This is a genomic window from Kiritimatiellia bacterium (assembly GCA_028715905.1).
Taxonomy (GTDB): domain Bacteria; phylum Verrucomicrobiota; class Kiritimatiellia; order JAAZAB01; family JAAZAB01; genus JAQUQV01.
Genome location: JAQUQV010000086.1, coordinates 1 through 2,838, shown reverse-complemented (window position 1 = coordinate 2,838; position 2,838 = coordinate 1). Strand labels below are relative to the sequence as shown.

Annotated in this window: 2 protein-coding genes; both read right to left on the bottom strand. The window is 51.8% G+C overall.

Going from position 1 to position 2,838, the window contains the following annotated elements; all coding sequences use genetic code 11:
• Positions 1-123 precede the first annotated feature (123 nt).
• Entirely contained in the window at positions 124-2,040 is a 1,917-nt protein-coding gene (locus tag PHP98_11190; protein MDD5484193.1) for a DUF4838 domain-containing protein, read from the bottom strand.
• Between the two features lie 91 nt (positions 2,041-2,131).
• On the bottom strand, positions 2,132-2,838 hold a 707-nt coding region (locus PHP98_11185; protein ID MDD5484192.1), incomplete at its 5' end, for a hypothetical protein.

Here is a 2,838-nt window from a genome sequence, read left to right as displayed (position 1 = left end):
ATTACGGGCTCATCATCACGTGACCACGTTGGCCACGTGGAACGTGACTCACGTGGCGGACATTCGGGTGAATTTTGCGCGCTTCGCGTGTAAAATTCAGGTCATAGGTTACAAAAATACACTTTATGGATTAGCAAGCAGTTCTGAACGCAACAACTCTGCGTCTTTTTTGATCGTGTCGGCGTCCTTTAGGAAAGAATCGCAAAGGCTTTGCCCCTCGTACATCCATCCTGGCGGCATCGATGTTTTCAGATATTCATGCAATTCAGACGCCAGATTGACCAGTTTGTCCGCCAATACCAGGGCATCCTGTGAATTGCTTTTTTTCAGTTTATTGAACTGCTTGCGCAGTTCAAAGAAATCGGCCGCTAATTCCCAATATCGCACAGCTGCAGACAAACGCTGGACTTGCCGCCGTTCGCGCTCATTGCCAACTTTTTGCTGTGCAAGGTTAAGGGATTGGCGAATGACAGCGCGTTTTGCGTCGGCCAGGAACAGGCTTGAATTAAATGCATCGGCCGTCAGAGCGTCTTTTCCATCAGCAATGTGACGCATGGTTTGAATCATGCCTGCAAAAATCGGACGGATTTCAGCGGCAACCGAGCCATAGGCGCCCCGCAAATAATCATCAAGCACTTTTTCGCGATCCACGTTGTCATCCCACCCGCAACGCGCAAAGGCCAGGAGGTTCGGAGCGTATACGCTATGGCAAGACGCTTCGCACTGGATCGTCGCGCCGCTTACGCCCAGAGACTTCAGATATTTCCAATCTTCACAAATTACTTCCCATTGAGGATAAGGCAGCGAACGCTGGGCATAAAAACCCATATAATATTCGTAAACTGTTAACCTTCCCGAAAAGGATTTTTTCCATTGCCGGATCGCATCAAAAAAACGAATGTTTGTCGGGGAGGTGTGGTCGGGAGCAATCGGGCGGCATCCGTCGCGCCCGTACAGGGCAATCCATAGCATTAGGCTGGAATCCAATTTTACATCGCGGGGCGGCCAAAGCATATCCACATATGCCGCTCCGCCCACAGTTACATCCGGAAATTCGCCGCGGATTGCACGCGCTACCGCGTTCAGCAATTTTGCGTACCGCCGCGATTTGCTGCGATTCTCCGTTCCCTTTCCTCTATCCTTGCGAAAAGCATCCTGTTGATTTTCGTCCTGTGAAACGCATTGTTCACACTGGCACATTCCAAAGCCATCTTCAACAATAATGCCCGCCAATTTTACTTCAGGGTTTTCGCGCAGGTAGCGGCGAACATTGGCAATGAGCGTGTCAACAGCCTCTTTGTTGCTGGTGCAAATACAAAGCTGATTGAAGTTTTTTCCGCGCTGACCGTCAACCTCGGCATACCACTCGGGATGTTCCTTCAAATATTGTTTGGGAGGAAGCCAGTAACGTAGATTGTGGTGATTCATGTCAAGTTTCAAGCCGCGTTGACGAATGAATGGAAGGAGTTCCTGTTCAAACCATTCTTTACCGCAATTGCCGGGCGTGTACATAACATAATTCAATCCGTTTTTGGCCATCCAATCGATTTGTTGCCGCGCCAGTTCGGCGTCTATCTTGAAAAATTGCTGTAAGCCGCGATACCACAGCCTGGGCTTGCGTTGCACCGCCCCCGTTATTGCTTCAATGCGGTCCCGGCGGGGAACATATTCGCCGTCCGGTCCAAGATCGCTGAATTGGCACCCGCCGCAGCGGCGAAGAAACTCGTAAACGCCAAAGACCACACCGAGCGGTCCGCCGCCTCTAACATGATACACGGTTCCCTCGCCGCCGAGTTCATAGCCTTCGTCGGTCAATGCCAGGTCCGGGCGTAAGGAAAGTTGGATTTGGGGAGCGTTGGCAACCCCGGCGTCAACCGGCAGCCGCGTATTGAGGATTTGTTCCAGATAGCGCCGCAATTCTGCGGCGGCAAAAGCAACCGGCTCGGGAATTTGATTTTCACAGGTTATAACCACGACGGGCGGATTGCTGCTCGTCGCTATCCACGCCGGTTTGTCCGCCGCCAAACCGGTACGGGCCATTACCAATCCGGCCAGGCATCCGGAAAAAACAAGAGCGCCAATATTATGATAAAGGTTTGTCAGCATCGGAACCTCCTCAAAATATTTCGGACTATTTTTGCATCAAGGTGATATTGCTTGTTCCTTTGTTGACGCCAAACACATAGAACGTCATTCCGAATTCATCCTTTTTCAGGCAGGAAATTTCATCAGCCCCGGAGAGTATCCGCGGTTCTCCCCAGGAACCGGGGAAATACGCCATAATTTCCGCCTTGTCCTTGCGGGAGGTAATTTTCAGATCCAGTTTCTTCAAATCATGATCCAGCCTGCCGCTGATGTCAACATCCAGCGTGCCCGGCAGCAAGATTTGCGCATTCCTGCCGTTGACGCCGCATGTCATGGCCGGGACCTGGGTGACCAACACCAGGCTGAGCAGCAAGGGGCGGGCCGTGATGCCGACCTCCAGCCGATCGCCAAGTTTTTCCTCCTTTTTGACGAAACGTTTTCGCATGATGCTTTTGCCGCGCCAATCCGGGGAAAGCATCTCCTCCCTGCTGAATTGCCGCGGGTCTTCCATGTCAAAGACCCAGGAATAAGTTTCAGCATCCTTATCCAAGCCGGCCTTCTCGGTTGAGACTGAAATCTTGACCGGCGCATTTTCCGTTTCATGGCTGATCACGGGAATCATCAGGGCGCCGCCCTGTTTCAACGTGTAGGCCTCAATATTTCCATTATCAATCCACCAGCACGGGGAAACATCCGCGTCTATAATACGCGCTCCGCGCGTCTCATAGGCCGCGTCAACGTAAGGAAGCTTTG